Origin of the sequence: Saccharibacillus brassicae (assembly GCF_006542275.1) — a bacterium.
In the GTDB taxonomy this organism is placed as follows: domain Bacteria; phylum Bacillota; class Bacilli; order Paenibacillales; family Paenibacillaceae; genus Saccharibacillus; species Saccharibacillus brassicae.
The window spans coordinates 923,028-945,369 of sequence record NZ_CP041217.1 but is presented as its reverse complement, the minus strand read 5'-3'; the positions used below and the strand labels follow the sequence as shown (position 1 = coordinate 945,369).

The 22,342-nt window shown below is 59.3% G+C and carries 18 protein-coding genes; 16 read left to right on the top strand and 2 right to left on the bottom strand.

The features are described 5' to 3' along the window. The first annotated feature begins 39 nt into the window (after positions 1 to 39). From aspS to FFV09_RS03755, 3 genes are all read left to right on the top strand, one after another. The gene (aspS, locus tag FFV09_RS03765; protein ID WP_141450319.1) at positions 40 to 1,839 is read left to right on the top strand and encodes an aspartate--tRNA ligase; all 1,800 of its coding nucleotides are present in this window, start codon (positions 40 to 42) and stop codon (positions 1,837 to 1,839) included. A 27-nt stretch (positions 1,840 to 1,866) separates the two neighbouring features. Continuing rightward, positions 1,867 to 2,634, top strand: a complete 768-nt coding sequence (locus FFV09_RS03760; protein ID WP_141446442.1) for a tRNA threonylcarbamoyladenosine dehydratase — start codon at positions 1,867 to 1,869, stop codon at positions 2,632 to 2,634. Between the two features lie 230 nt (positions 2,635 to 2,864). Beyond that, on the top strand, positions 2,865 to 5,069 hold the full coding sequence (locus tag FFV09_RS03755; protein ID WP_141446441.1) for a HelD family protein: 2,205 nt from the start codon (positions 2,865 to 2,867) through the stop codon (positions 5,067 to 5,069). Positions 5,070 to 5,191: 122 nt separating this feature from the next. Here the strand turns inward: FFV09_RS03755 and FFV09_RS03750 are convergent, their stop codons facing one another. Further along, positions 5,192 to 7,006: a sensor domain-containing diguanylate cyclase gene (locus FFV09_RS03750; RefSeq protein WP_141446440.1), complete on the bottom strand. Its 1,815-nt coding sequence runs from the start codon at positions 7,004 to 7,006 to the stop codon at positions 5,192 to 5,194. Between the two features lie 274 nt (positions 7,007 to 7,280). Here FFV09_RS03750 and FFV09_RS03745 point away from each other — a divergent pair, with 274 nt between their 5' ends. Continuing rightward, positions 7,281 to 8,597 (top strand): replication-associated recombination protein A, encoded by a 1,317-nt coding sequence (locus FFV09_RS03745; RefSeq protein ID WP_141446439.1) that lies wholly within the window; start codon positions 7,281 to 7,283, stop codon positions 8,595 to 8,597. Between the two features lie 282 nt (positions 8,598 to 8,879). Further along, positions 8,880 to 10,016 carry an LCP family protein gene (locus tag FFV09_RS03740; protein WP_141446438.1) on the top strand — a complete coding sequence of 379 codons (1,137 nt, stop codon included), beginning with the start codon at positions 8,880 to 8,882 and terminating at the stop codon, positions 10,014 to 10,016. Positions 10,017 to 10,267: 251 nt separating this feature from the next. Here the strand turns inward: FFV09_RS03740 and mnmA are convergent, their stop codons facing one another. Next, on the bottom strand, positions 10,268 to 11,407 hold the full coding sequence (gene mnmA, locus FFV09_RS03735) for a tRNA 2-thiouridine(34) synthase MnmA (protein ID WP_141446437.1): 1,140 nt from the start codon (positions 11,405 to 11,407) through the stop codon (positions 10,268 to 10,270). Between the two features lie 436 nt (positions 11,408 to 11,843). Between mnmA and cymR the strand changes: the two genes are divergently transcribed. The 11 genes from cymR to FFV09_RS03680 all read left to right on the top strand — a co-directional run bounded on the left by cymR (position 11,844) and on the right by FFV09_RS03680 (position 22,066). Next, positions 11,844 to 12,263 (top strand): cysteine metabolism transcriptional regulator CymR, encoded by a 420-nt coding sequence (gene cymR / locus FFV09_RS03730; RefSeq protein ID WP_141446436.1) that lies wholly within the window; start codon positions 11,844 to 11,846, stop codon positions 12,261 to 12,263. A gap of 16 nt (positions 12,264 to 12,279) precedes the next feature. After that, on the top strand, positions 12,280 to 13,431 hold the full coding sequence (locus FFV09_RS03725; protein ID WP_141446435.1) for a cysteine desulfurase family protein: 1,152 nt from the start codon (positions 12,280 to 12,282) through the stop codon (positions 13,429 to 13,431). Between the two features lie 172 nt (positions 13,432 to 13,603). Next, complete coding sequence (locus tag FFV09_RS03720) at positions 13,604 to 13,810, top strand: hypothetical protein (protein WP_141446434.1); 207 nt, start codon at positions 13,604 to 13,606, stop codon at positions 13,808 to 13,810. A 556-nt stretch (positions 13,811 to 14,366) separates the two neighbouring features. Then, positions 14,367 to 17,006, top strand: coding sequence for an alanine--tRNA ligase (gene alaS / locus FFV09_RS03715; RefSeq protein WP_141446433.1), 2,640 nt, complete (start codon positions 14,367 to 14,369; stop codon positions 17,004 to 17,006). 136 nt (positions 17,007 to 17,142) lie between these two features. Further along, entirely contained in the window at positions 17,143 to 17,400 is a 258-nt protein-coding gene (locus FFV09_RS03710) for an IreB family regulatory phosphoprotein (RefSeq protein ID WP_141446432.1), read from the top strand. 12 nt (positions 17,401 to 17,412) lie between these two features. After that, positions 17,413 to 17,829 (top strand): Holliday junction resolvase RuvX, encoded by a 417-nt coding sequence (ruvX, locus tag FFV09_RS03705; protein ID WP_141446431.1) that lies wholly within the window; start codon positions 17,413 to 17,415, stop codon positions 17,827 to 17,829. Between the two features lie 13 nt (positions 17,830 to 17,842). After that, positions 17,843 to 18,142, top strand: a complete 300-nt coding sequence (locus FFV09_RS03700) for a DUF1292 domain-containing protein (protein ID WP_141446430.1) — start codon at positions 17,843 to 17,845, stop codon at positions 18,140 to 18,142. A 5-nt stretch (positions 18,143 to 18,147) separates the two neighbouring features. Continuing rightward, on the top strand, positions 18,148 to 18,456 hold the full coding sequence (locus tag FFV09_RS03695; RefSeq protein ID WP_141446429.1) for a DUF1292 domain-containing protein: 309 nt from the start codon (positions 18,148 to 18,150) through the stop codon (positions 18,454 to 18,456). Between the two features lie 126 nt (positions 18,457 to 18,582). After that, entirely contained in the window at positions 18,583 to 19,647 is a 1,065-nt protein-coding gene (mltG, locus tag FFV09_RS03690; RefSeq protein WP_246098462.1) for an endolytic transglycosylase MltG, read from the top strand. A gap of 144 nt (positions 19,648 to 19,791) precedes the next feature. Then, complete coding sequence (locus FFV09_RS03685) at positions 19,792 to 20,724, top strand: peptidase U32 family protein (protein WP_141446427.1); 933 nt, start codon at positions 19,792 to 19,794, stop codon at positions 20,722 to 20,724. A 22-nt stretch (positions 20,725 to 20,746) separates the two neighbouring features. After that, a complete protein-coding gene (locus FFV09_RS03680) occupies positions 20,747 to 22,066 on the top strand; it encodes a peptidase U32 family protein (RefSeq protein ID WP_141450318.1) in 1,320 nt (439 codons plus the stop codon). Positions 22,067 to 22,342: the final 276 nt, after the last annotated feature.

The following is a 22,342-nucleotide window of genomic DNA, read 5'->3' as shown; positions in this document are numbered from 1 at the left end:
CGGCCGGTCGTGTCCGAACCAAAGGAGAATGACCTTATGATGCTCAGAACTCATCACTGCGGACAGATCACTTCCGCGCAAATCGGCGAAACGGTTACATTGAACGGCTGGGTCCAGACCCGCCGCGACCTCGGGGGCGTCCTGTTCATCGATCTCCGCGACCGCAGCGGCATCGTGCAGGCCGTCTTCAACCCGGCTTACTCGGGCGAAGCGCTGCAAACGGCGGAACGCGTACGGACGGAATACGTCCTGGCCATCAAAGGCACAGTCGTCAAACGCGAAGAAGAGACGGTCAACAAAAACCTGCCGACCGGCGAACTTGAAGTGCGCGTAACCGAGATCGAAGTGCTGAACGCGGCCAAAACGACGCCTTTCTTCATCGAAGACGGCATCGAAGTCGACGAAGCGCTGCGCCTGAAATACCGCTACCTCGACCTGCGCCGCCCGGAAATGCAAAAGACGCTCATGCTGCGTTCGCAGTCGGCCAAAATCTTCCGCAACTATCTCGACGAACAGGGCTTCGTGGAAGTCGAAACGCCGATTCTGACCAAAAGCACGCCGGAAGGCGCGCGCGATTACCTCGTGCCGAGCCGCGTGCACGAAGGCGAATTCTTCGCCCTGCCGCAGTCGCCGCAGATCTTCAAGCAGCTGCTGATGGTCAGCGGCCTGGAACGCTATTACCAGATCGCGCGCTGTTTCCGCGACGAAGACCTTCGGGCCGACCGTCAGCCGGAATTCACGCAGGTCGACCTTGAGCTGTCGTTCGTCTCGCGCGACGAAATTCTCGGCCTGATCGAACAATTGATGGCGAAGCTGTTCCGCGAGACGATCGGCGTCGAAGTTCAATTGCCGTTCCAGCGTCTGACGCACGCGGAAGCGATGAGCAAATACGGCTCCGACAAGCCGGACCTGCGCTTCGGCATGGAACTGGTCGATGTCGGCGACATCGTCGAGACGAGCGAAGTCAAAGTGTTCGCTTCCGTGATCGGCAGCGGCGGGCAGGTCAAAGTGCTGAACGCCAAAGGCTGCGGCACGTGGACGCGCAAAGAGATCGACGATCTCGGTCCTTACGCCGCCCGTTACGGCGCGAAAGGCCTGGCCTGGATTCAGGTCAAGGAAGACGGCTTTAAAGGCCCGATCGTCAAGTTCATGAGCGAAGAAGTCATTCAGGCGCTGCGCGAGCGCACGGACGCCGAAGTGGGCGACCTGCTGCTGTTCTCCGCGGACAAAAAACAGGTCGTGGCCGACGTGCTCGGCGCGCTGCGTCTCAAAATCGGCCGTCAGCTCGGCCTGATCGACGACAGCATCTACAAATTCGCCTGGGTACTGGAATTCCCGCTGCTCAGCTACGACGAAGAATCGAAGCGCTACGTGGCGGAACACCATCCCTTCACCCGTCCGCTCGAAGAAGATCTGGAACTGTTCGAGACCGACCCGGGTGCGGTGCGCGCGCAGGCTTACGACCTCGTGCTGAACGGCTACGAAGTCGGCGGCGGTTCGCTGCGGATCTTCGAACACGACCTGCAGCAGAAAATGTTCAGACTGCTCGGCATTTCCGAAGAAACGGCGCAGGAGCAGTTCGGCTTCCTGCTGGACGCGTTCCAGTACGGCACGCCTCCGCACGGCGGCTTCGCGTTCGGCTTCGACCGCCTGGTCATGCTGCTCACGCAGCGCACGAACCTGCGCGAGACGATCGCGTTCCCGAAAACGGCAAGCGCGACCGACCTGCTGATGAACGCGCCGTCCGCGGTCGATCAGGGGCAGCTCGAACAGCTGCATATCAAGCTGGCTCCGAAACCGGCCAAAAAGCCGGCGGCAGCCGAAAGCGAACAAGCCTAAACGTACGCAGGAGGAGGTTGTTGGACGATGCTGCATGCTTTTTCCAGAACGGAACTCGCGATCGGCCCCGGCGGGCTCGAAGCGCTTAAAAACAGCACGGTAGCGGTACTCGGTATCGGCGGCGTCGGCGCCATGGCGGCCGAAGCGCTGGCCCGCTCCGGCGTGGGCACGCTGATCCTGATCGACAAAGACGTCGTGGACATTACGAACATCAATCGTCAGATCCATGCGCTGACGACGACGGTCGGCCAGCAGAAGACGGAACTGATGGCCGAGCGGGTCAAATTGATCAATCCCGACATCCGGACGATCGTGCTGAATATGTTTTACACGGAAGAAACGTACGAAACGCTGTTCGAACACCACATCGACTACGTGATCGACGCTTCCGACACGATCGTCTACAAGATCCATATTATCAAGGAGTGTCTCGAACGCGGCATTCCGATCATCTCCAGCATGGGCGCGGCGAACAAAATGGACCCGTCGCGCTTCCAGGTGGCGGACATTTCCAAAACGAAAATGGACCCGATCGCGCGGATCATCCGCAAAAAGCTGCGCAAAGAGAGCGGGATCAAAAAAGGGGTCAAAGTCGTCTTTTCGACCGAAAAGCCGATCAAGCCGCGCGCGGACGTGACCGAGCAGATCGCTCCGGCCGGCGCCAAGATCCGCAAAGCGAAGCAGCCTCCGGCCAGCAACGCTTTCGTGCCTCCGGTGGCCGGGCTGATCATGGTCAGCGAAGCCATCAAAGACCTGCTGATCATCGGCGGCCATCCGATGCTCGATCAGACTTAATTTCATACCGAATTCGTAAAAGGCGCTTCCGCCAGGAAGCGCCTTTTGCTGCGCGCGCCGAAAAAATTAAGGTGCTTTGCACGGGAATATGCTATGCTGGTAATCCTTTTGCATTTTCGTCCCCGAATCCGGCGGGCGAAAATGCCGATTGATTTCGGCATTTTGTGCGGCCAAGTTCGCCGGTTCGAGAGAACCTCTGTACAAAATGCTCATCTTAGGAGGTAACTGAAATGAGCGACAATCTTCAAAGTGCCTATCAAGAAGAGCAACACAAGCTGGATTCCGTTCTGCAAGAAATCGGAACGCAGCTTGCGCGCCTTCGGGCCGTGCCGGTCTATACCGGGCACGATTTTACCGAGCAGGTGCTTGAGGCGGGACGCGAAGAGCGCCGCCAACGGCTGATCAAGTCGGAACCCGAGCCGTATTTCGGACGGATGGACTTCGAGGAAGAAGGCCGCGCCGCGCCGGCGCCGCTCTATATCGGCAAGACCGGGCTCGACGGACGCGATCCCGCCAGTCTGCCGATCGTCGTCGATTGGCGGGCGCCGGTCGCGAGTTTGTTCTATTCGTTTACCGGGGGAGAAGAACGGGTCGAGTACGAAGCGCCGGAAGGGCTGATCGGAGGCGCGGTGCATCTCAAACGCAATATTATGGTGCGCCGCTCCGAACTCGAACGCGTCGTCGACACCTACACGCGCGGCGGCGAAGAACCGGCCGTCTCGGACGAGTTTTTGCTGTACCGGCTGGGCGAGAACAAAGACAACCGGCTGCGCGATATCGTCTCGACGATCCAGGCCGAGCAGGACCGGATCATCCGGGCGGAGAAAAACACGGCGCTGATCATTCAGGGCGTCGCGGGCAGCGGCAAGACGACTGTCGCGCTGCACCGGCTCGCGTTCCTGCTGTATCAGTACAAAGAGCAGGTATCGGCGGAGAAAATGATCATTTTCGCGCCGAACGGCATGTTCCTCGATTATATTTCCGGCGTCCTGCCGGAACTCGGCGTAGGCGATATCCAGCAGCGTACGTTCACCGATTGGGCGGTCAAACAGCTGGACGCGGAATCGATGCTGGCCGATCCGGCCGAGACGCTGGACTTCTGGTTCGGCCGCTCCGCCGGGGAAGCCCCGGGCGACGATGCGCCGGGACGTTTCAAAGGCTCGGACCTGTTCCGGGGCATGCTCGACGCCGCGGCGGCCGCGCTCGAAAGTTCCGGCGCGCCGGACCTTGAATTTTCGCCGTGGGAAGGCAAAGTGCTGCCGTACGAAACGATCCTGCACTGGTACGCGGACGAGTACAGGCATTATTCGGCGGCCGGCCGCAAAGAACGCGTGCTGGCGAGAATCCATCGCTGGATCGAAATGGAACTCAAGCCGGTCAAGCCGGAGACGCTGCGCAAAGAGTTCAAAAAGAAAGCGGCCCAGCGCGAAAAAGCGTACGCCAAAAAATGGCCCGATTTCAGTCCGCTGACGCTGTACAAGCAGATGTTCGGAGCAGCCAAAGACGCCCGCGGCATCCTGCCGCAGGAGAAGCTCGCCGGCATTCCCGCCGCCGTGCTGAAGTCGACGCGCAAAGATCTCAAAGAAAACCGGCTGCGCGAAGAAGACCTGCCGGCGCTGCTCTATTTGCATCTGCTGCTGAACGGGATCGAAGGGTCGGAACGGTTCGACCATATCGTCATCGACGAAGCGCAGGATTTTTCGCCGCTGCAGGTGACGGTGCTCGACCGGTTCGTGCGCGGCCATTCGTTCACCATTCTGGGCGATCTGTCGCAGGGCATCCATGCGTACAAAGGCGTGCAGGCATGGGAGGAAATGAGCGGTCTGTTCGGCACCGGGGAGACTTCGTATCACGCGCTGACGCGAAGCTACCGTTCGACGATGGAGATCATCGGGTTTGCCAATACGATTCTGGCCGGCGGCGTGGCGAACGCGATCGAAGCGGTGCCGGTGTTCCGGAGCGGCAACCCCGTGCGGCTGATCGATTTCGGGCTTGAAGCCGAAGCCGGCGATGCCGAAGCAGCCGGCGCGGCTGCCGCGTCCGCTGCGGCCAAAGCGCTGAGAGCGCTCTGGGGACGGGAGCACAAAACGGTGTCGCTGCTCACCCGGACGCAGTCGCAGGCCCGGGCACTGCATGCGGCGCTGCAGCCGGAGTTCCCCGAGCTGAACCTGATCGACGGCAGCATGACGCAGTACGAAGGCGGCTTGTCCGTGCTGCCGCTGCATCTGTCCAAAGGACTGGAATTCGACGCGGTCGTCGTTGCGGACGCGGGAGCGAGCCGGTACGGAGACAGCGAATGGGACGCCAAGATGCTGTACGTCGGCTGCACGCGGGCGCTGCACGAACTTTGGGTGCTGCACGGCGGCGCGACGCCGGCTTTTCTGGACGCTTCCGGCGAGTGGAGCGTACCCGGCTGGCCGGACGGCGAAGCTTGAGCGCTTCGGCCCGTCCTTGTTGACGCGTGACTTATCTTTTTAAAAAAGAGCAAAACAAAAGGACGGCCCGCGGGCCGTCCTTTTGCGTATAATCATGACCGGAGATCGCTCGCAACCGCGTCTCAGGCGGAATCGTTCAGATCTTCGCCGTGAATGCAGACCCGGTTGCGGCCCGCGGCTTTGGCCCGGTACAGCGCGGAATCGGCCGTGCGGATCAGCTCCTGCGCATTTTGCCGCGCCTGAAGCTCCGCGACGCCGAAGCTTGCGGTGACGACGTAATCCGGCGAAGGCGAATCGAATTCGATCAGCCTGCGCAGCCGTTCGGCGACGTCCGCCGCTTCTTCGATCGGCGTATCGGGCAGCAGCACGGCGAATTCTTCGCCTCCGAAGCGGACAGGCAGATCGCCGAAGCGGCTGTACGCCCGAAGCAGCAGGCCGATATGCTTCAGCACCGTATCGCCTTCCTGGTGGCCGCGGGTATCGTTGAGCCGTTTGAAATGGTCTACGTCCAGCAGAATCAGGCTGAGCGGGTGCGCGTTCGGATTGTGCTTGGGGAACGTCTCGTTATGCAGCTTGACGAGCGAATCTTCGAAATACCGGCGATTCCAGAGGCCGGTCAAGCCGTCGCGCATCGCGAGCGACTGGATCTGCCCGGTCTGCCGCACGTTCTCGATCGAGGTGACGATCAGCGGAACGAGCTTTTCCAGACGCTGCTTTTTGACCGCGGTAAAAAAGAAAGGCTGCGCGGACATCAGGTTCAGGACGCCGACGATCCGTTTGTCTTTGCGCAGCAGCAGTTGGACGGACGAGCGAATCCCGCTCCCGTACAGCCGGTCGGCCAGCTCGCCGCGGGGCCTGCGCATGTCCCAATCTTCATGCAGCACCGACACGCCGCCGCGGATCAGCTCCCATAACTGTGCCTGCTCGCCGGGCAGCAGCGCTTCTTTGGGTTTGAGGTGTTCGCCCTGCAGTACCGTTTTGAAATAAAAGCGCCGGTCCGCGTTTTGCATAATCAGGCTGACTTTGTCGCATTGAACGAGCGCGCGCATATGCACCAGCGTCTCCCGGTAGACGTCCTGCAGCGAAGCGGCCTGATTGAGCGCGTTGATCATTTTGTACGTGTCTTCGAGCTGCTCGCTTTCGCGCCGCATGTCTTCGCCCATCCGGTTGAAAGCGCCGACGAGCCGGCCCAATTCGCCGGAAGACGTATAATCGGTCCGTTCCGGCTCGCATCGGCTTCCTTCATAGAAGGAGATGGCGCGATCGAGCGCCGCCAGCGGATCGATCAACCTGCGAATATGTTTAATGATAAAGAAGACGTACAGGCCGAGCGCCAGCAGCGCGGCGGTGCCGGCCAGCGCAAGCGTCAGGCTGATCCGACTGAGCAGCCGTTCGCGTTCGAGATCGCGCTGTACGACGATGCGCGACAGGACGTCGTCGAATTCGGCGCTCAGCGCAAGAAACGCGGCCTCGTCGATTTTGAGCTGCGTCGCGCTGGCCGAGCGGCCCAGCAGCGATTGGTCAAACAAAGCCCGGATATGCCGGTTTTCCCAACGCTGAATATCGGACAGCAGCGACTCGATATCGGTTTCGAAAAGAGGCGTCAAAAAAGCGCGGTCCCGGAGATTTTGCACGAGCTGTTCGTAGTCCGCAGTGCCGCGGTTATACGCATCGAGAAACGACTGTTCGCCGGTCATGCTATAGCCGCGCTGGCCGCTTTCCTGCTCGACCAGCGCTTTTTCCAGCAGGTCGAGATTTTCGGTCAGCAGAGCCAGATCGCGAACCTGAAGGTAACTGCTTTTGATAAAATGGTTCTGAAACAGGTAGGCGCCCCCCAACAGCAGGGCGAATACGGCCAGGAAAGCGAGGCTGAACCGGACCAGCAGTGCGCCCAGCTTCGTTTCGTTTCGGTGCCGTTCACGGCTTGGCGAAATCATCTTCGTCACTCCCTCGGATTGGGCGGGTTTTGTGCGGAGTTACCCGATTCGGCGACCCGTCGTTGCATACAAAGCATATATCGGCAAATGGAAGCTAACTTGTAAGCGATTTTGCGCCAAAACGAACCTGCCGCTTCGATTCGGCGCCGAATGTTCGATTTTCGTGCGGGATCGTACGGAATTGGGCGTTTTTTGGAAGTTTGGAGACGGTTTTGATTTGCGTTCCGGGCAGATGCCCTCTATATTGGATAAAGAACGAAAGGACGTGACAAGCTTGGATCTGTTTTCTTACGGAGGCGACTCGGACGCGCAGACGGGCAGCGGCCTACTGGCCGACCGCATGCGACCGCTGACGCTGGACGAATATATCGGCCAGGAAGACATCGTTGGGCCGGGCAGGCTGCTGCGCCGCGCGATCGAGGCCGACAAAGTTGGTTCGATCGTGCTGTACGGACCGCCGGGATGCGGCAAGACGACGCTGGCCCACATCATATCGAATCATACGCAGGGCAAGTTCGTGCGCCTGAACGCGGTGGACGCCACGGTCAAGGACGTGCGCGAAGTCATCCGGCAGGCGGCCGACGACAAAGCGCTGCACGGCAGCAAGACAATCTTGTTCCTCGACGAAGTCCACCGCTTCAACAGCTCGCGCCAGGATGCCCTGCTGCCGGCGGTGGAGAAAGGCACGATCATCTTTATCGGCGCGACGACGGAGAATCCGTTTCACTACGTCAACGGAGCCCTCATGAGCCGCTCGACGCTGTTCCAGCTGGAGCCGCTCACGGCGGAGCATGCGTTGATCGCGATGCGCCGCGCGTTGGCCGACCCGCAGCGCGGTCTCGGCTACATGGACCTGCGCGCCGACGAAGAAGCGCTGGACCATATCGCGGCGATGTCGGGCGGCGATATCCGCCGCGCGCTCAACGCGCTGGAACTTGCGGCGCTGACCACGCCGCCCCAGCCGGACGGCAGCGTCGTCATCTCGCGCGAAGCGGCCGAAGAATCGGTGCGCCGCCCGATCGCGCGCGCCGACGAGTCGACGCAGTACGACGTCCTGTCGGCGTTCCACAAATCGATTCGCGGCTCCAGCGACGCCGCGCTGTACTGGTTCCTCTATGCCGTCGAGAAGCTCGGCATGGACCCGATGACGTTTATCCGCCGCCTGATCGCGGCGAGCAGCGAAGATATCGGGCTCGCCAACCCGCAGGCGATGGTGCAGGCCGTATCGGCGCTGGAAGCCTACCGCAACAACGGCTGGCCCGAAGCGAAGCTCAATATCGCCCAGGCGATCCTGTTCGCCGTCGAAAGCCCCAAGTCCAACGCCGTGTATACCGCGATTTCCCGGGCCGAAGCCGCGTTCGGCCGCACCGCGACGACGGAAGTTCCGCTTCATCTGCGGGACACCCATTACAAGGGAGCCGAGCAGCTCGGGCACGAAGGCTACAAATATCCGCACAACTTTCCGAATCATTACGTGGAGCAGGCGTATCTGCCCGCCGAACTGCAGGGTACCGTCTTTTACGAAGCGACCGAACAGGGCAACGAGTCGAAAATCCGCCTGAATCAACAGCGACGCCGCGATAAAGGCTGAACGGGGCGGCCAAACGGCCGGATCTCTCGAAATTTGCGCCGTACGGTCCGCAAACGCGATTCGTATGTTAGAATTGTCAGAACAATACGAAATGTAGTAATCTAAGAGATGTCTTGAACTTCGGGCACCCGCCCGAAGACGGTTTGCCCTGCACGCGCTTTTATTTTAGCTTCCATAAGGGATTATAAGGTCCGTAGTACGCTGACTGCGTTACAGGTTCGCAAGAGCCCGGTCAACGTGGCAAGCCGACGACTTTTGTGGAGAGAGAAAGGTACGAACAAAATGGATAAAAACCAGCCGGCCGAGGCTCGCGTTCTCACAAGAGCACAGAGGCATCGCAAGAAAAAGACGAAGAAAAACAAAGGCAGAGCCTGGCTGATCGCACTGGGCGTAGTGCTGGTGCTGGGGCTCGGAGGATTTATTTTCCGCAAAGAATTGATGGTGCTCGCGTTCGATACGTTCCTGGCCGATACCGTCAAAAACACGCTCGACGATTCTTTCGTTCCGCTGGATCAGCCGCCCAAAGGCGGAGGCGCGGAAGAACTGACCGTCGCCGAACTCACCAAAGAACCTTTTTCTGTGCTGCTGCTCGGAACCGACCAACGGGACGACGAACTGGCCCGGACCGATTCCATTATCTATTCGGTCGTACGGCCGGTGGACAACAAAGTGCTGCTGATCTCTATCCCGCGCGACTCCTACGTGGACATGGTCGGTACGCCGACGATCAAAGGCACGCGTTCGAAAACGAAAATCAATGCGGCTTACGCTTACGGCGGCGCGCAGATGAGCGTCGATACCGTGGAGGCGCTGCTTGACCACGACGTCGATTATTACGCGACGATCAACTTCAACGGACTGAAGGACGTCGTCAATGCGCTCGGAGGCGTGGAACTGCCGATTACCGAGACGATCGAGAACAAGCAGGCCGACCACGAGAAATTTACGATCGAAGCCAACAAGCCGATCTACGACGGGACGGAAGCGCTCAATTACGTCCGTTACCGCGAAGATTCGGACTTCAAGCGGACCGAGCGTCACCGCATCTTCCTCAAGCAGGTACTGGATCGGTTGAAAAGCGTCGAGAATCTGACCCAGATCCCGAAACTGATCGGGATTGCCGGACAGAACTTTAAGACGAACATGAATTCCGAATTCATGCTGTCGCTGGCCAAAACGGTCATTCTGAACGATTCGACGCCGACGATCAGCAGCCATATGCTCCAGGGCGAAGGCGTATCGCGCGATGCGTGGTATTACGAGCTGGACGACGAAGATCTGGAAGAAACGATCGAGTCGATCAACAAATGGCTCGACCCGAATTCCGCGCCGGCCGATCTGATCGTGGACGACACCGACGAAGGCGGCGATTCGCATACGGATCAGGAAGGCCAGCCTGCCGGAGACGTCGGCCAATAACGTCATCACGCAATAACGCCGCGTCCCGGCTTTGGCCCAGTGGACGATGAGTGCCGGCGCGAACGTCCCGCTTTATCGGCGGAGTGCTCACGCCGCGCCGTATAACGAAAAGCCCGCTTTTCCCCGTCAGACGGGGGAAGCGGGCTTTTTCGTTTTTTACACGATTCGTTTTTTATACGGTTCGCTTTTATGAGATTCGCTTTTACAAGGTACGCATGTTCGCGATTTTTGAATACCGCGCTGCATACCGCTTAAAGGCTGAGCGTTTGCTGCGGCTGTTCGGCCGGCACTTTCTCGACCGTCTCGATCGTTCCGCCGCCGAGGCAGACGTCGCCGTCGTAGAAGACGACCGCCTGGCCGGGCGTGATCGCTTTTTGGCGCTCGTCGAACGCCACATGGACCGAGCCGTCCGCAAGAGCGGTCAGCGTAACGCCCTGATCGGGCTGGCGGTAGCGGAATTTGGCTGTGCACGACTTCGGTCCCGCCGCCAGTTCGTCGCGTCCCGAAGCGAACGTCACGCCGCTTGCGACGAGCGCGGTAGAGTACAGGCTGTGGTGCTTGTCGCCCTGCACGACGTACAAAATATTGCGTTCGAGGTCTTTGTCGGCGACGAACCACGGTTCGCCGGAACCGGAGCCGCCGATGCCGAGACCCTGGCGCTGCCCGAGCGTGTAGTACATCAGCCCGTCGTGGCGGCCTTTCGATTCGCCGGTGGCGATATCGATCATCTCGCCGGACTTGGCCGGCAGGTAGCCGCTCAGAAATTCGCGGAAGTTGCGTTCGCCGATAAAGCAGACGCCGGTGCTGTCTTTTTTGCGCGCGGTGGCGAGGCCCGCTTCTTCGGCTATGCGGCGCACTTCCGGCTTCGGCAGATGGCCGATCGGGAACATCGTCTTGGACAGCTGGTACGGATTCAGCGCATTGAGGAAATACGTCTGGTCCTTGTTGGCGTCCACGCCGCGCAGCAGCTTGAATTCGCCGTCTTCTTCGACGACGCGGGCATAATGGCCGGTCGCGACGTAGTCGGCGCCGAGATCGAGCGCCTTGTTCAGGAACTCGCCGAACTTGATCTCGCGGTTGCACATGACGTCCGGATTCGGCGTGCGGCCGCGCTTGTATTCGTCGAGGAAGTACGTGAACACTTTATCGAAATATTCTTTTTCAAAATTGACCGTATAATAAGGGATGCCGATCTTCTCGCAGACCCGGCGCACGTCTTCGGCGTCGTCTTCCGCGGTGCAGTGGCCGAACTCGTCGGTATCGTCCCAGTTTTTCATAAAGATGCCGATTACGTCGTATCCCTGCTCCTTGAGCAGCAGCGCCGTGACCGAAGAGTCTACGCCTCCGGACATGCCGACGACGACCCGGGTCTCCTGTGGAGATTTATTCATGAATATCACCGTCTTCTATTGAGGTATGGGCAAAAATGGGGAAGGTGGGCAGATCAATAGACGCGCCCCGCGCGTCTGACTGCATTTTACCACAAAAACGGTCGCCTTACGACTGCCGCACGCTTTTTCCGCAGCGGCTATTTCCACCTTACGCGGACATTTTCCGTCTGTGCACGCATTGCGTAGTGCATCCGGTTCCGCGCCTTACGCGGACATTTTCCATCTGTACACGCATTGTGTAGTGCATCCGGTTCCGCGCCTTACGCGGACATTTTCCGTCTGTGCACGCATTGCGTAGTGCATCCGGTTCCGCGCCTTACGCGGACATTTTCCGTCTGTGCACGCATTGCGTAGTGCATCCGGCTCCGCGAGTATGGTACGATAGTCTGAGTATACACAGGCCATAACCCCGAATGAACCGAAAGAGGTGCCTCTATTGAAAATATCGACTAAAGGCCGTTACGGCTTGACCATTATGATGGAATTGGCAGGAAGATACGGCGAAGGCCCGACTTCCCTCAAAAGCATTGCCGAGAAAAATTCGCTGTCCGAACATTACCTGGAGCAGTTGATCGCGCCGCTCCGCAACGGTGGACTCGTCAAAAGTGTCCGCGGCGCCTACGGTGGCTACATTTTGTCGCGCGACCCGGACACGGTGACCGCCGGCGAGATCATCCGCGTGCTGGAAGGACCGATCTCCGTCGTGGACTTTACGGAAGAAGACGACCCGGCCAAGCGCGACCTGTGGAAAAGAATCCGCGACGCGATCGCCGACGTAATCGATTCGACGACGCTCGGCGAACTGATCACGTACCGCGAAAAAGGCGAGCCGGACAGTTACATGTTCTATATCTAACCGAGGTGAATCCAGCATGAACAAAATTTATATGGATCACGCCGCGTCGACGCCCGTGCATCCGCTCGTCGCCGAAGAGATGCTGCGGGTCATGACGGGCACGTACGGCAACGCGTCGAGCGTGCACGCGTTCGGGCGCGACGCCAAGCGGATCGTCAGTTCCGCGCGCGAGCAGATCGCCGCCGCGATCGGCGCCAAGCCGGCCGACCTCGTGTTTACGTCGGGCGGCACCGAGAGCGACAATGCCGCGCTGTTTGGCGCGGCTGCCGCGCGCGCGGAGCACGGACGGCATCTGCTCGTCTCCGAGGTCGAGCATCATGCGGTGCTGCATGCCGCGGAGAGCCTGGCGGAGCAGGGCTTCGAAGTGGAATACATTCCGGTCGATACGCTCGGACGCGTCAGCGTCGACTGGATTCGCGAACATACCCGCCCGGACACGGCGCTGATCAGCGTCATGCTCGCCAACAACGAAGTCGGCACGATCCAGCCGGTACGCGAGATCGGGGCGTTCGCGCGCGAGCGCGGCGTCTGGTTCCATACGGACGCCGTGCAGGCGCTCGGCTCGCTGCCGATTGATTGTGCGGACCTGAACGCCGACCTGATCAGCTTCTCCGCGCACAAGATCAACGGGCCGCAGGGAATCGGGGCGCTGTACGTGGCGCCGGGCATCAAGCTGCCGGCGCTGCTGCGCGGCGGCAACCAGGAACGCAAGCGCCGGGCGGGGACGGAGAACCTGGCCGGCATGGCGGGCTTCGCGGCGGCGGTCGAACTGGCCGTATCCGATCCGCAGGCGCGCCGGGCGCGGACGCTTGCGCTGCGCGCGCAGCTGCTGGACGGCCTGTCGGCGGCGATCGGCGAATCTTCTTTTGTAGTCAACGGCGATCCGGACCATCATCTGGACCATATCGTGAACGTCAGCTTTCCGGCGGTGGGGACCGAGACAATGCTGATGAACCTCGATATGGCCGGTATTGCGGTCGCCAGCGGATCGGCGTGTACGTCGGGGTCCCTTGAGACTTCGCATGTGCTGCGCGCCATGAATCTTCCTGAAAATGTTTTGAATTCCGCGATTCGATTCAGCTTCGGATTGGGTAATAATTCGGAGGAAATCGAGACGGTCGTCAAAACTATTGAAACGATTATGAACCGCGTACGTATGAAGCGTTGAGCGCTCCGCAAGGACGCTGTTCGCTCGGTAGGGCAGAGTTCTTCCGCCTTCATGCGGACACTGTTCGACGGGCCGATTGCCTGGGTCTTATCTTGTGAATAATCATTCAATCGGAAGAGATACGCATTTCTTCGCGACTTTCAAATAAGCGGACGGATAGGTGATCCCCATAATGAAATGTCCAAATTGCAGTTCCAAAGATATCGGCAAGATCGGCTCGCACCAGTTCTACTGCTGGAGCTGCTTTATCGAACTGACGGTCAATGGCGGCAGGATGTCGGTATTCCAGGTCGAAAAAGACGGTACGCTCAGCTCGCTGGACGATCTGTTCTGCCTGGAAGAAGCCGAGTCGTTGTCGCAGCTTCAGGCAACCTCCTAAAGCGGACTGCTTGCAGACGGCCGGACAGTCCGGCGCCGCGCCTTTACGGGCCGTGCGCCGGACTGTCCGGTTTTTTTGCGTGGAAAAAAGACCGGCATCTGCCCTTCGTCGAAGCGCCGCCGCGCCCGTCGCCTGTCCCTGCCGGGCTCGCGATCCGTCGGTGCATTGACAGAAAATCGGGCGCCCGATATACTGGGAAGGCATTGAAGATAACCGACAAATCGATGATGGAATGAAGTACGTCCCGAAGCGACGCCTTCTCAGCGAACAGGCTCCTTGCGCGATCCGCGCCTGGGTGGAAGAGCCTGGAAGGCCGACGGACCGAAAGCTGATTCCGGAGTGCCGCGAACTTTCGCCAAGCGAAGGCCGCGGCCGACTCGTCCCCGTTAACGGACTCAACGAGGCGATCGTTTTTTTCGCGGCTCCGCTTCTGCGACAGGCAGAAGGCAGCGCGGTACAAACGGTAACCAGGGTGGTACCGCGAGCAATCGTCCCTGAATTTTTTCAGGGGCGTTTTTTATGTTTTTTACTATTCCCAAACGGAGGTCTCCCAACCATGAACGCTAGTGAAATCCGCTCCAAATGGCTGCAATTTTTCGAACAAAAAGGCCATCACATCGAGCCGAGCGCTCCGCTCGTGCCGCACAACGATCCGTCCCTGCTGTGGATCAACGCCGGCATGGCGCCCCTGAAAGCTTACTTCGACGGCCGGGTCAAACCGGAAAATCCGAGAATCGCCAATTCGCAAAAGTGTATTCGCACGAACGATATCGAGAACGTGGGCAAAACCCGCCGCCACCATACGTTTTTCGAGATGCTGGGCAACTTCTCCATCGGGGACTATTTTAAGGAAGAAGCGATTACCTGGGCCTGGGAATTCCTGACCGGACCGGAATGGATCGGCTTCGATCCCGAGCGGATCAGCGTCACCGTGTACGCGGAAGACGAAGAAGCGTTCAAGCTCTGGAACGAAAAAGTCGGCCTGCCTGCGGAACGCATCATCAAGCTGGGCGACGAGAACTTCTGGGATATCGGCGAAGGCCCGTGCGGTCCGTGCAGCGAAATTTTCTACGACCGCGGCGACGCTTACGGCACGCTCGACCCGAACGATCCGGAGATGTACCCGGGCGGCGAAAACGAACGTTTCCTCGAAGTGTGGAATCTCGTCTTCTCGCAGTTCAACCATAACAAGGACGGCAGCTACACGCCGCTTCCGAACAAAAACATCGATACCGGTGCCGGTCTCGAACGTCTCGCTTCCATCTTGCAGGAAGTGAACTCCAACTTCGATACCGACCTGTTCCAGCCGATGATCCAGCGCACCGCCCAAATGGCCGGCATCCAGTACGGCGTGAGCGAAGAGCATGACGTAGCGCTCAAAGTGATCGCCGACCACGTGCGCACGGTGACGTTCGCCGTCGGCGACGGCGTGCAGCCTTCGAACGAAGGCCGCGGTTACGTCATCCGCCGCCTGCTGCGCCGCGCGGTCCGTTACGGACGCGTATTGGGACTCGACCGTCCGTTCCTGCACGAGCTGGTCGCCACGGTCGGCGACGTCATGGGCGTCTACTACAGCCAGGTTCTGGACAGCCGCGAACTGATCGAGCGCGTGATCCGTCTGGAAGAAGAACGGTTCCTCAAAACGCTGTCCGACGGTCTCGCGATTCTGACCGAGACGGCCGAGCGCGCCAAAGCGGCGGGCCAGAGCCTGATCGGCGGCGAAGACGCGTTCAAAATGTACGACACGTACGGCTTCCCGCTCGACCTGACCGAAGACTTCGCGCACGAGCACGGCATGACCGTCGATCGCGAAGGCTTCGAGGCGGCGATGCAGCAGCAGCGCACACGGGCACGCGAAGCGCACAAAAAAGGCGGCGGCATGAATATTCAGGGCGGCGCCTTGTCCGAACTGCAAGCCGGCAGCGAATTCGTCGGCTACGGCCAGACGTCCGTCGAAACCAAAATCGCCGTGCTGATCCGCGACGGCGAAGTCGTCGATTCGGTCGGCGAAGGCGATACGGCGCTGGTCGTGCTCGACCAAACGCCGTTCTACGCGGAAAGCGGCGGCCAGGTCAGCGACGTCGGCACGATCTCTTCGTTCACGGGCACGCTGAACGTCGAAGGATTGGTCAAAGCGCCGAGCGGCCAGCACGTGCACCAGGTCACGGTACAATCGGGCGAGCTGCATGTCGGCGACGAAGTCCGGGCGAGCGTGGAGCGCGATTCGCGCGCGGCGATCGAGAAAAACCATACCGCGACGCATCTGCTGCACAAAGCGCTCAAAGAAGTGCTCGGCACCCATGTCAATCAGGCGGGATCGCTCGTCGAGCCGCAGCGTCTGCGGTTCGACTTCTCCCACTTCGGCAGCATCACGCCGGAAGAACTGGCGGACGTGGAACGCCGCGTGAACGAGCAGATCTGGAGAGGCGTCAACGTCCAGATCGAACTCAAAGGCATCGAGGAAGCGAAAGCGATGGGCGCGATGGCGCTGTTCGGCGAAAAATACGGCGATATCGTACGCGTCGTCGAGATCGGCGATTACAGCCTTGAGCTGTGCGGCGGCTGCCACGTGCGCAACACGGCCGAGATCGGCCTGTTCAAGCTCGTGGGCGAGAGCGGGATCGGCTCCGGCGTACGCCGGATCGAAGCGCTGACCGGCCGCGGCGCGTATCTGTACCTCGACGGGCAGCTCGATCTGCTGAAGCAGTCGGCCGCGGCGCTCAAGACGCCGGTGACCGAAGTGCCGAAACGGATCGACGGCATGAACAAGCAGCTCAAAGACGCCGAGCGCGAGATCGAATCGCTGCGCGGCAAGCTGGGCGCGATCGAAGCGGGCCAACTGACGGACCGCGCGCGCACCGTGGGCGACGTGCAGGTGCTGGCCGAAGCGGTGTCGGCTTCGGGCATGGACGCGCTGCGTTCGCTCGCCGACGAACTGAAAACGAAGCTGCCGCAGGCGGTGCTCGTGCTCGGGGCGGTAGACGGCGAGAAAGTCAACTTCGTCGTGGCCGTTCCCCAGGAACTGACCAAGCGCGGGCTGCATGCCGGCAAGCTGGTCAAAGAAGCGGCTTCCGTCTGCGGCGGCGGCGGCGGCGGGCGCCCGGATATGGCGCAGGCCGGCGGCAAAGACGCGTCGAAGCTGCAGGAAGCGCTCGGAGCGGCCGTCTCCATGCTCGAACAATCGCTGAACGGCTGATCCGGATTGCCGATCTTCGCCCGATTGCCCGTTTCTTGATCGGGCGAAAGTGTGATATGATGAATAAGATACAATACTAAGGCGTCAAGGCGCGCCGCGCGCACGCGGATGCCTTGTGAAGCGAGGTGTAATCCTTATGGATTCCATGGACAAAACTGTAAAGTTCAACGTGAAGGGCGACGAAGAGACCTCCGCGCAGGAGATTCTGCTTACCGTGTACGACGCGCTTGTGGAAAAAGAGTACAATCCGATCAATCAGATTGTAGGCTACCTGCTGTCCGGCGATCCGGCTTACATCCCGAGACACAACAACGCACGAAGCCTGATTCGCAAAAAAGAGCGCGACGAGCTGATCGAAGAACTGGTTCGTTCTTATTTGTCCAAGCTTCGATAGGAGATACGAACAATGAAATTGCTGGGCCTCGATTATGGGGATCGCCGGATCGGCGTCGCGGTTAGCGACGTCTTCGGCTGGACCGCTCAAGGGATCGAAGTGGTCCAACGACGCGAAGACGATTCTCACCTGCGGCGCATCGCGGAACTCGCGGAGCTGCACGAGATCGGGGAAGTGGTCGTCGGTCTCCCCAAAAACATGAACGGCACGATCGGCCCGCGCGGCGAACTGTGCATCGAATTCGCCGAGTCGCTGCGCGAACGGCTGGGTCTGCCCGTTCACCTCTGGGATGAACGTCTGACGACGGTGTCCGCCGAGCGTACGCTGCTCGAAGCCGATGTCAGCCGCAAGAAGCGCAAGCAGGTCGTCGACAAAATTGCCGCGGGTCTGATCTTGCAAAATTATCTCGATTCCATATCAAACCGGTGAAAGGGTGACGGGCATGACAAATGATTCTAATCTCGTAGGCGAAGAGCCGGAAATTATCTATATCCCCGATGAAGAAGGCCAGGAAGAAGGCTTCGAAGTCATCATGAAGTTTGAAGTGGACGGTTCCGAGAGCAAGTACATGATGGTCGTTCCGCTCGATTCCGAAGACGAAGAGACGGACGAAGTGTACGCTTTCCGTTACGAAGAAGAGAACGACGATCTCAAGCTGTACGTGATCGAGGACGAAGCGGAGTGGCAGATCGTCGAAGAGACTTTCAATACGCTGGTTGCCGAACTGGACGGGGAGGAATAGAAGCGATGACGGAATTTTCCGCAAGTCAGGTCGTATACACGAACAAGCTGGAACAGGTGTACGGATTGGAAGTCGAGTTGATCGACGAGAATGCCGAATCGGTCACGTACCGGATCTTGAAAGAGTTCGAAGTGGGCGGCGGCGCTTACGCGGTTCTCCAGAACGAGACCGCCGGAGCCGAGGACGATGTGCAAATTCTCAAGATCGAGACTTCCCCGGAAGGCGAAGTTCAGCTGGCGACGATCGACGATGATGACGAGTGGGAAAACGTGGCCGAACTGTTCGACGAACTCACGTTCCCGGAAGAAATGTAAGGGAATCGGTAAAGCAAGCGGACCCGGCTAGCCTGGTCCGTTTTGCCGTGCGCAAAAATAAAAGACGACGGGATTTCCCGACAGGGAGTGCCCGCGATTCAAGTCCGACAAAGGATGTGCGCCGTAGTGATCCAAAAGAGAAAAAGATCGAAAGCCCCGCTCGTCCTGCTGTTGATCGTGCTGCTGCTGATCGCTTCGATTTCGACTTTCGTGTATGCCTCGATGCGTCCGGTGGCCTCTTCCGACGAGCCGGTCACGTTCGAAGTGGCCGAAGGCAGCGGAAGAGCGGAGATCGCCGATCGCCTGCAGGAGCAAGGGCTGATTCGCAGCGCCCTGTTGTATAAGGTATACCTCAAAATGGAAAAAGAAGGCGGAGCGTTCAAAGCCGGCACGTATCGGCTGCTGCCGGGTTCCGATTATGCCGCGGTTACGGCCGCGCTGAACGGAACCGGGGAAGTCGAACGCGAAGCGGTAGTCAAAGTGACGATTCCGGAAGGGCTGACGATCAAGCAGATCGCAGACCGCCTGAACGAGCTGGGCGGCTGGGATGCCAAGACTGTTCGCCAACTGGCGCGGGAACCGCAGAAATTCGCGGACGATCTGCCCGCCGGGATTCCGGCCGAAGCCGGCATCACCTATCCGCTCGAAGGGTATCTGTTTCCCGATACGTACGAGTTCGCCGCTTCCGCCACGGAAGAAGACGTCGTCCGCCGCCTCGTGCAGGAGACGAAGCGCAAGCTCGAATCGATCCCGAACTTCGACGCGCTGCTCAAAGAACGGGGATTGAGCGTGCATGAGCTGCTGACGCTGTCTTCGCTCGTGGAGCGGGAAGCCGTCGTCGATTCGGAGCGTCCGATCATCGCCGGCGTCATCTATAACCGGCTGAACGATCCGATGAAGCTGCAAATCGACGCGACGGTCCAATACGCGCTCGGCAAGCAGAAAGACCGGCTGCTGTATTCGGATCTCGAGATCGACAGTCCGTACAACACGTACAAATACGACGGCCTGCCGCCCGGTCCGATCGCGGCGCCAAGCCTCAAGTCGATCGAAGCCGCGCTGCAGCCGGAGAAGACCGATTATTTCTTCTACGTAACCAAAAAGGACGGGTCCGGCGAGCATCTGTTTGCCGAGACGTTCGCGCAGCACGAACAAAACATCGAAGCGAGCAAGGCCGGCGGTACTCCGTAAGGAAGACGTCGAGCCGCCTAGGCTTCATGGCCGGGCTCGCTTGAATGGAACGCAGCGAAAGTTCCGCATCATCGCAACAAAGGCCGCGCGTCTCTAAGCCAAGAGGACGCGGCGCAAACGAAGTCGAAGAAGGGAGTGGCCGTTTTGGGAAAAAAGCCCGAACTGTTGGCAACTTGCGGCACACTGGATGAATTGAAGGCGCTGGCGGAAGCCGGCTGCGACGCTTTTTTATTGGGGGAAGAACGATACGGCATGCGCCTGCCGGGGGAATTCACGCCGGAGATGATCGGGGAAGCGGTGAACTTCGCGCATCCGCGCGGTATCAAAATCTACGCGGCCGTCAACAATCTGATGGACAACGAGAAGCTGCCGCTTCTGCCGGAGTACTTGAAGCGTATGGGAGAGCTCGGCGTGGACGGCATCGAGTTCGGCGATCCGTCCGTGCTTATGCAGGCCCGAAGCCTGCTGCCGGGACTGCCGCTGCACTGGAACGCCGAGATGACGTCGACCAACCACGGGACGGCGAACTACTGGGGACGCCGGGGGGCGACCCGGGTCGTGCTCGCGCGCGAGCTGAACATGGACGAAGTGACCGGCATGATGCCGTCGCTCGAAGTGGAAGCCCAGGTGCAGGTGCACGGGATGACGAACATTTATCATTCCAAGCGCAGCCTCGTGCACAGCTACATGGCGAATCAGGGCCGGCCGGTCGAAGACGATAACGTCGGTCTGACCCGCGGTCTGTACCTGATCGAAGCGGAACGCCGCGACGAACGGTTCCCGATCTACGAAGACGCGAACGGCACGCATATTATGAGTTCGGGCGATATCTGCATTCTGGAAGATTTGCATCTGCTGATGGAGGCGGGCGTGCAGAGCTTCAAGATCGAAGGTATCCTGCAAAGCGCGGCGTACAACGTCGCGGCCGCCCGCGCCTATCGCCGGGCGATCGATTTGTTCGCCGAAGATCCGGCCGGGTACGCGTTCGACGAGACGTGGCTGGACGAGATTCGGGCGCTTCAGGACCCGGAGCGCGAGCTGTCGTTCGGATTTTTCTATAAGGAACAGGTGTATTGAGAAAGGGGATCGCATCGTGGAAATGACACAAACGCCGGTTCAGGCCAAGCCGCAGCACAAAGGCAAGCGGTACCGGCTGGACAAACCGGAGCTGCTGGCTCCGGCCGGCAATCTGGAAAAGTTGAAGTTCGCCGTGCATTACGGCGCGGATGCCGTCTATATCGGCGGGCAGAAATACGGCCTGCGCTCGGGCGCGGACAACTTCACTTTCGAAGAAATGAAGGAAGGCGTGGAGTTCGCCGCCAAATACGGCGCGAAAGTGTTCGTCGCCACGAATATTTACGCGCATGAAGAAGACCTGGACGGCATCGCCGAATACCTGCGCAATTTGCAGGAAGCGGGCATCGCCGCGATCATTACGGCCGATCCGATCATCGTGGAGACGGCCAAAACGGCGGCTCCGCGTATCGAAGTGCATCTGAGCACGCAGCAGTCGACGCTGAACTGGCAGGCGGTGCAGTTCTGGAAAGAAGAAGGACTGCCGCGCGTCGTGCTGGGCCGCGAGACAAGTCTCGAAGAGATCGCCGAGATCAAAAAGCATGTCGACGTCGAAATCGAATCGTTTGTACACGGCGCGATGTGTTCGTCGTATTCGGGGCGCTGCGTCCTGTCGAACCATTTTACCGACCGCGATTCCAACCGGGGCGGCTGCTGCCAGTCCTGCCGCTGGAAATACGACCTGTTCGAGAGTCCTTCCGCTGAAGGCGAATGGGTCTCCGAAGAACAGCAGGCCGAAGCCGGCGAAGGCAGTCCGCTGTTCCGTTCCGAAGACAATGCGTTCACGATGGGTTCCAAAGACCTGTGCATGCTGGGTTCTATTCCCGACCTGATCGAAGTCGGCATCGACAGCTTCAAGGTCGAAGGCCGAATGAAGTCGATCCATTACGTGGCGACCGTCATCAACGTCTATCGCCAGGCGATCGACGCGTACATGGCTGACCCGGAGCATTATGTGTTGAAGCCGGAGTGGATGGAAGAGCTGGGCAAAGCTGCCAACCGTCCGCTCAATACCGGTTTCTTCTATGATACGCCGGATCATGAAGACCATATTTACGAGCCGGAACAAAAATCGGTCCCTTACGACTTCGCCGGACTCGTGCTCGATTACGACGCAGCGACGGAGATGGCGACGATCCAGCAGCGCAACCATTTCAAACCCGGCACGGAGATCGAATTTTTCGGTCCCGGCGGCACGTTTTTCAAACAAACGGTCGGCACGATCTGGGACGAGGACGGCAATGAGCTCGACGCGGCCCGCCATCCGATGCAGCGCGTGAAGTTCAAAGTTGAGCGTCCGCTGCGTTATTTCGACATGATGCGCAAAAAGAACGTCAAAAAGTAGGAGACTTACGTCGTAGGTCTTGGGAAACCCTTCAATTCCTTCAAAGGAGTTGAAGGGTTTTCTTTTCATGTCAAATTTTTTTGGAAAAAGACTGATTTTGCTGTTCATTTTGCTTGCTTGGGCCGATAATAGAGATAACCAGCATTTTGTAATCCCGGGCTTTTTAAGAAGAAAGTAGGTACATAGGCAAGTGAGAGAGCGCTTTCTAAACTCCGGTGTTGCAGCGCTGATTCTAAAGACTGGCGGGTGGGAGCATGAGTATGATGAAGAAAAAAG

Bases quoted from the DNA above. Each gene is read 5' to 3' on its own strand.
- aspS (WP_141450319.1), top strand. From the start codon at position 40: ATGCTCAGAACTCATCACTGCGGACAGATCACTTCCGCGCAAATCGGC.
- FFV09_RS03760 (WP_141446442.1), top strand. From the start codon at position 1,867: ATGCTGCATGCTTTTTCCAGAACGGAACTCGCGATCGGCCCCGGCGGG.
- FFV09_RS03755 (WP_141446441.1), top strand. From the start codon at position 2,865: ATGAGCGACAATCTTCAAAGTGCCTATCAAGAAGAGCAACACAAGCTG.
- FFV09_RS03750 (WP_141446440.1), bottom strand. From the start codon at position 7,006: ATGATTTCGCCAAGCCGTGAACGGCACCGAAACGAAACGAAGCTGGGC.
- FFV09_RS03740 (WP_141446438.1), top strand. From the start codon at position 8,880: ATGGATAAAAACCAGCCGGCCGAGGCTCGCGTTCTCACAAGAGCACAG.
- mnmA (WP_141446437.1), bottom strand. From the start codon at position 11,407: ATGAATAAATCTCCACAGGAGACCCGGGTCGTCGTCGGCATGTCCGGA.
- FFV09_RS03725 (WP_141446435.1), top strand. From the start codon at position 12,280: ATGAACAAAATTTATATGGATCACGCCGCGTCGACGCCCGTGCATCCG.
- FFV09_RS03720 (WP_141446434.1), top strand. From the start codon at position 13,604: ATGAAATGTCCAAATTGCAGTTCCAAAGATATCGGCAAGATCGGCTCG.
- alaS (WP_141446433.1), top strand. From the start codon at position 14,367: ATGAACGCTAGTGAAATCCGCTCCAAATGGCTGCAATTTTTCGAACAA.
- FFV09_RS03710 (WP_141446432.1), top strand. From the start codon at position 17,143: ATGGATTCCATGGACAAAACTGTAAAGTTCAACGTGAAGGGCGACGAA.
- ruvX (WP_141446431.1), top strand. From the start codon at position 17,413: ATGAAATTGCTGGGCCTCGATTATGGGGATCGCCGGATCGGCGTCGCG.
- FFV09_RS03700 (WP_141446430.1), top strand. From the start codon at position 17,843: ATGACAAATGATTCTAATCTCGTAGGCGAAGAGCCGGAAATTATCTAT.
- FFV09_RS03695 (WP_141446429.1), top strand. From the start codon at position 18,148: ATGACGGAATTTTCCGCAAGTCAGGTCGTATACACGAACAAGCTGGAA.
- FFV09_RS03680 (WP_141450318.1), top strand. From the start codon at position 20,747: ATGACACAAACGCCGGTTCAGGCCAAGCCGCAGCACAAAGGCAAGCGG.